This window comes from Granulicella mallensis, from assembly GCF_014203225.1.
GTDB lineage: Bacteria > Acidobacteriota > Terriglobia > Terriglobales > Acidobacteriaceae > Granulicella > Granulicella mallensis_A.
In genome coordinates, this window is record NZ_JACHIO010000042.1 from 1 (window position 1) to 6,806 (window position 6,806).

The window sequence follows — 6,806 nt, forward strand, 5'->3', positions numbered from 1 at the left end:
GTGGAGGATCTGGTTGCGGCGTATCAGGCTGCAGCGAAGAGCGAAAAGCCTGCACTGGCAGCGGTAGGGACATCGTTCCGGGTATGGTCGGAGCGTCTGGCTGCGGCGGCGCGTGAAGAGAAGCGAGTTCGTGAGCTCCCACTGTGGAGCGGGATACTGCGGGAACAGGATGAGCCGCTGTTCTTGCAGGCGTTCGACCCGAAGCGCGATGTAACAAGGACTGCTCAGCACTTGAGCGTGACGCTGCCGTCGAGCCTGACGTTGCCGCTGTTGAGCAAGGTGCCTGCGGCGTTCCGTGCGCGGATCAATGAGGTTCTGCTGAGCGCGCTGGCGCTGGCAGTGGCGGGATGGAAGGGCAGGAACACTTCATCCTTGCTCGTCGATGTGGAGGGTCACGGACGCGAGCAGCTGTTTGAGGGCGTGGACCTGTCGCGGACGGTGGGCTGGTTCACGAGCATGTTCCCTGTGCGGTTGGACGCTATCGATCCACGGGAGGCTCTGGGTGGAGGAGCTGGGTTAGAGAGATCGTTCAAGAGGATCAAGGAGCAGTTGCGGCAGATCCCGGATAGCGGAATCGGATATGGCTTGCTGCGGTATCTGAACCCGGAGACGGGCAAGGTGCTGGCGGGCTTGGCGAAGCCGCAGATCGGGTTCAACTACCTGGGACGGTTCGCGGCACCGGAGGAGTGGGACTGGACGATCGCTGCGGAGGCCGGGTCGCTGCAGGGTGGCTCTGATCCGGGGATGCCGCTGGCGCATGGTCTGGAGCTGAACGCGTTCACGCTGGATCGGAACGACGGTTCGGAGCTGGTGGTGAAGTGGAGCTGGGCCTCGGCGCTGTTGACCGAGCAGGAAGTGCGGGATCTGGCCGAGGGTTGGTTCCGGGCACTGGAGGTCTTTGTTCAGGTCGCACTGGAACGCAGAGCTATCGGACGGACGCCCTCGGATCTGGAGTTGGTGCGGCTGACGCAGAAGCAGATCGAGGGGCTCGAGAAGAAGTATCCGGGATTGGCGGAGGGCTGGTTCTGGGCGTTGGAGGTCTTCGTCAAAGAAGCACTCGAACCCAGGGCTATTGGACGTACGCCCTCGGACCTGGAGTTGGTGCGGTTGACGCAAGGGCAGATTGAAGGCCTGGAGAAGAAGTATCCGGAGTTGGCGGAGGTGCTGCCGACATCGCCCTTGCAGGAGGGGCTGCTGTTCCATGCACTGTACGACAAGCAGGCGCTGGATATCTACACGGTGCAGCTGATTCTGGAGTTGGAGGGCGAGGTCGACGAGGTTGCACTGCGCGAGGCCGCAAAGCGGCTGGTGCGTCGTCACGCGAACCTGCGGGCGAGCTTCGAGTACGAGGGCCTGGACCAGCCGGTGCAGGTGATCTCGGAGGACACCGTGCTGCCCTGGTGGACTGTCGATCTCGCACGGCTGTCCGCGACAGAACAGGACAGCGCGTGGCGGCAGTTGCTGGCAGAGGACCGGGCTCAGCGCTTCGACCCATCCATCGCTCCGCTGCTGAGGTTCACCCTGGTCAAGCTGGCCAGCGGCAGATACAAGCTGGTCTTCACTCACCACCATCTCCTTCTGGATGGATGGTCCATGCCTATTCTCATCAGGGAACTGCTCCTGCTCTATGCGGACAAGGCAGACACGAAGAGACTCCCCCGAGTCACGCCGTATCAGGAGTATCTGGGCTGGCTCTCGAAGCAGGATAAGAACGCGGCGGAAGCGGTCTGGAAGACGTACCTTGCCGGTCTGGAGCAGCCGACGCATCTGGCCCCGGTGACGACGGAGAGTATTCCTACCGTTCCGGAGAGCACGACGCACTCTTTCTCCGTGGCGCTGACGGAAGATCTGCGGCAGGCTGGGCGCACCTATGGACTGACGCTGAACACGTTCCTGCAGGGCGCATGGGCGATCCTGCTGAGCTGCCTGACGGGGCAGAACGATGTCGTCTTCGGCGTTACGGTATCGGGACGGTCGGCGGACATTAGCGGTTTCGAGAGCATGGTGGGGCTCTTCGTGAACACGCTGCCGCTGCGGCTGCAGCTGCAGGGCGAGGACTCCATTCTGGAGATGCTGACGCGGCTGCAGGAGCAGCAGTCCTACGTGATGCCGCACCAGCATGTGTCGCTGGTGGACCTGCAGAGGCTGGCGGGGATTGGCGAGCTCTTCGATACGCTGTTTGTCTTCGAGAATTATCCGCTGGACCGGGACGTGCTGGGCGCGACGATTCCCGACCTGAAGCTTAGTGGAATTGAGTGCAACGACATTACGCACTATCCGCTCTCGCTGGTGGTGATTCCGGGAGAGGCGCTGCAGCTCCGTGTGCAGTACAACGCCGGACTGTTTGAGCGCAACGCGATCATCAAGCTGATCGGGCGTCTGACGCGGCTGCTGGAGTTGATTGTATCGAATCCGGATGAGCTGATCGGGCGCGTGGATGTGCTGGGTGAGTCGGAGCGGCACCGGGTGCTGAAGGAGCTGAACTCCACGGCCCACGAGGTGACGGAGAAGACGATGACCGACCTGCTGCAGGAGCAGGCGGAGCGCACGCCGACGGCGGAGGCGCTGGTCTTTGGAGAGGTCAGCCTCAGCTATCAGGAGCTGCATGCGCGGGCGAATCAGTTAGCGCATTGGCTGATGACGCAGGGCGTCGGACCGGAGAGCCTGGTTGCGGTGGCGATTCCGCGCTCGGTGGAGATGGTGGTGGCGCTGCTGGCGATTCTGAAGGCCGGCGGGGCTTATATGCCGCTGGATATGGACTATCCGCCGGAGCGGCTGGCGTACATGCTGGAGGATGCTCAGCCGGTGCTGGTGCTGACCAGCGTGGAGATCTCCGCGCAGCTTCCGGAGCTTACCGCAAAGCTGCTGCTGGACGACGCGGCGACGCAGGGCATGCTGGCGGGGTATTCCACGAAGCCTCCTACGGACAAGCAGCGGGAGCAGCCTTTGCAGCCGGGGCATCCGGCGTATGTGATCTACACCTCGGGTTCGACGGGCAAGCCGAAGGGCGCGATGATTGCGCACCACGCGATTGTGAACCGCCTGAAGTGGATGCAGGCCGAGTATCAGTTGCAGGCGGACGATCGCATTCTGCAGAAGACGCCGTTCGGCTTCGACGTATCGGTGTGGGAGCTCTTCTGGCCGCTGCTGGAGGGCGCGACGCTGGTGATGGCCAAGCCCGGCGGGCATAAGGACCCTGTCTACCTGGTGGACTTGATCCAGACCAGCAGGATTACGACGCTGCACTTTGTGCCTTCGATGCTGCAGGCCTTCCTGCTGGAGCCGACGGCGGTGAAGTGCCAGGGGCTGCGTCGGGTGATCTGCAGCGGCGAGGCGTTGCCGGTCGAACTGCAGGAGCAGTTCCATGGCCTGCTGCCTTGTGCGCTGCACAATCTGTACGGCCCGACGGAAGCTGCGGTGGACGTGAGCTACTGGGCGTGCGAGCCGGAAGACAAGTCGCTGTCGGTGCCTATCGGAAGACCGATCTGGAACATCCAGATGTATGTGCTGGACCGGAGGCTGCGGCCTGTTCCGGTGGGTGCCTCGGGTGAGTTGTATATCGCGGGGCGTGGATTGGCGCGGGGTTATTTGGGACGTCCCGGCCTGACGTCGGAGCGCTTTGTGGCGAACCCCTATGGGGAGCCGGGAAGCCGTATGTATCGCACGGGCGATCTGGCGAAGTGGCGCAAGGATGGAGCGCTGGAGTACCTGGGGCGCACCGATCACCAGGTAAAGATTCGCGGTTTCCGCATTGAGATGGGCGAGATCGAGGCGGCGCTGTTGCGGCATCTGTCGGTGGCTCAGGCGACGGTGATCGCGCGCGAGGATCGCCCGGGTGACAAGCGGCTGGCGGGTTACGTGGTGGCGGCTGCAGACCAGCAGGTGGATACCGAAGCGCTGAGCCAGATGCTGGGCAAGGAGCTGCCGGAGTACATGGTTCCCTCGGCGCTGATTGTGATGGAGGCTTTCCCGCTGTCTCCGAACGGGAAGCTGGATCGCAAGGCACTGCCCGCGCCGGACTATGCCAGCACGTCCGAGTGGGTCGCCCCGCGTACGCCGCAGGAGGAGATTCTGTGCTCGCTGTTTGCGGAGGTGCTGGGGCTTACACGCGTTGGCGTGAACGACAACTTCTTCGCGCTGGGCGGACATTCGTTGATCGCTACGCGCTTGATGAGCCGAGTGCGGAGTGCGTTGAATGTTGAACTGTCCATCCGCGTGCTCTTTGAGGAGCCCACGGTGGCGAGGCTGGCGCAGCGGTTGAAGGGCGCGCAGACGTCGGGGCCTCCGCTGAGGCCGATGCCGAGGCCGGAGGAGATTACGCTCTCGTCGGCGCAGCACAGGCTGTGGTTTCTGAATTGCATGGATGGCGGAAGCTCGACGTATCTGATTTCGGGAGCACTGCGCCTGCGCGGGAAGTTGAACGTTGCGGCGCTCGAGGCGGCTTTCGCCGATCTGCTGGAACGGCACGAGAGTCTGCGTACGATCTTCCCGGAGACGGAGGGGATTCCGTATCAGCACGTGCTGGAGGCGGAGGGGCTTTCGATTCCGCTGGCGGCGGTTGCGGCCACGGAAGAGACGCTGGCTGCGGTGTTGGCGCAGGCTGGGGAGAAGGGGTTCGATCTCTCAAGGGAGATACCGCTGCGGGCGCGGCTCGTCAAACTTAGCTCGACGGAGCATGTTCTCCTGATCCTGCTGCACCACATTGCGGGCGACGGCTGGTCGCTGACGCCGCTGTTCGAGGATCTGGCGACGGCGTATGCCGCGCGTAGTGAGGGGCGCAGGCCGGAGTTTGAGCCGCTGCCGGTGCAGTATGTCGACTACACGTTGTGGCTGAAGGAGAGCCTGGGGACGGAGTCCGATGCGGAGAGCGTTGTGTCGCGTCAGTTGCAGTACTGGATGGAGACTCTGGCGGAGCTGCCGGACCATCTCGATATTCCTACGGATCGTCCTCGTCCTGTGGAGACGACGCATGGCGGCGCGCTGCTGCCGTTCAAGTTTTCGGCGAGCCTGCACCAGCGGCTGCAGGACCTGACGCGCGAGAGCCGGGTCAGCCTGTTCATGATGCTGCAGGCAGGGCTGGCGCTGCTGCTCAGCCGTCTGTCGAACTCGAACGATATTCCGCTGGGCACTCCGATTGCAGGGCGTACGGATAGTGCGTTGGACGACATGGTGGGCGTGTTTGTGAACACGCTGGTTCTGCGGGTGGATACGTCGGGGCGGTTGAGCTTCCGCGATCTGTTGGAGCGGGTGCGCACGACAGACCTGAATGCCTATGCGCACCAGGAGATGCCGTTTGAGCGGCTGGTGGAGGCGCTGCAACCGGCGCGTTCGTTGTCGCGTCATCCGCTGTTCCAGATCATGCTGACGTTGCAGAATGCTCCTGAGCCGACGCTGGAGTTGTCGGGAGTGACGGCGACGCTGGAGCCGGTGCCTACGGATGTGGCCAAGTTCGATCTCTCGTTTACGTTTACCGAGCGGAGAGACGGCAAGGGTGCGCCGGAGGGAATCGACGGCAGCATCGAGTACAGCACCGATCTGTTCGATCGCGATACGGTCGAGGTCTTTGCGAGGAGGCTGGAGCTGGTTCTGGAGGCCGCAGTCGCGAACCCGGACCAGATGATCGAAGAGATCGACGTCCTAGGGGCAGAGGAGCGCCGATTGGTTCTGGAGGAGTGGAACCAGACGGCGACTGATTTGAAGACGCAGACGTTCGCGGAGATCTTCGAAGAGCAGGTGGAGTATGCGCCGGAGGTGTTGGCGCTGGTCTTCGGCACGCAGCAGTTGAGCTACGGCGAGTTGAATGGGCGCGCGAACAAGTTGGCGCACTGGTTGGTGGCGCAGGGAATCGGGCCGGAGAGCCTGGTGGCGATTGGGGTGCCGCGTTCGGTCGAGATGGTGGTAGCGATTCTGGCGACGCTGAAGAGCGGGGCGGCGTATCTGCCGCTGGATACGGACTATCCGGAAGAGCGGCTGGCGTACATGCTGAATGACGCGCGGCCGGTGCGGGTGTTGACGACCTGGGAAGCTGCTACTCGTCTGCCTGGTGCGGCAGAGATTTGCGTGCTGCTGGATGATGCTGCGTTTGTTGCGAGGCTTGAAATACAGCCGGGGACGAATCCGGTTCGGGCGCAGGGTGTGGACCATGCGGCGTATGTGATCTACACGTCGGGTTCGACGGGCAAGCCGAAGGGCACGGTGATGACGCATTGCGGGCTTTCGAGCCTGGCGGCGGCGCAGATTGAGCGGTTCGAGATTACGCGGGAGGCTCGCGTGCTGCAGCTGGCGTCGTTGAGCTTTGACGCAGCGGTGATGGAGCTTCTGATGGCCTATGCCGCAGGAGCGACGCTGGTGGTGCGCGATCCGGGGCCGATTGCGGGCGAGCCGCTGGCGGAGCTGCTGCGGGACCAGAGGATCAGCCTGACGCTGATTCCTCCGGTGGCACTGGCCAGCATGCCGCAGTGGGATCTGCCGGACTTGAAGACGCTGATTGTGGGTGGTGATGCGTGCTCTCCGGAGCTGGTGGCGAAGTGGTCGGTGGGACGCAGGATGATCAATGCGTATGGGCCTACGGAGTCGACCATTGCCTGCACGTTGAGCGAAGAGCTGGCGGGGGGAGAGGTGCCTCCGCTGGGCAGGCCGATTCTGAATACTCGGGTCTATGTGCTGGATGGCAGCTTGCGGCCGATGCCTGTAGGGTCTGCTGGCGAGTTATACATTGCGGGCAGTGGATTGGCGCGCGGCTATCTGGGGCGTCCTGGGATGACGGCGGAGCGGTTCGTGGCGAACCCGTATGGGGAGCCTGGCAG

1 protein-coding gene is annotated in these 6,806 nt (G+C 63.3%); it reads left to right on the plus strand.

Features of this window, described 5'->3' with window-relative positions:
- Window positions 1–6,806: non-ribosomal peptide synthetase (locus HDF15_RS25340; RefSeq protein ID WP_184261227.1), on the plus strand; the 6,806-nt coding region annotated here is incomplete at both ends.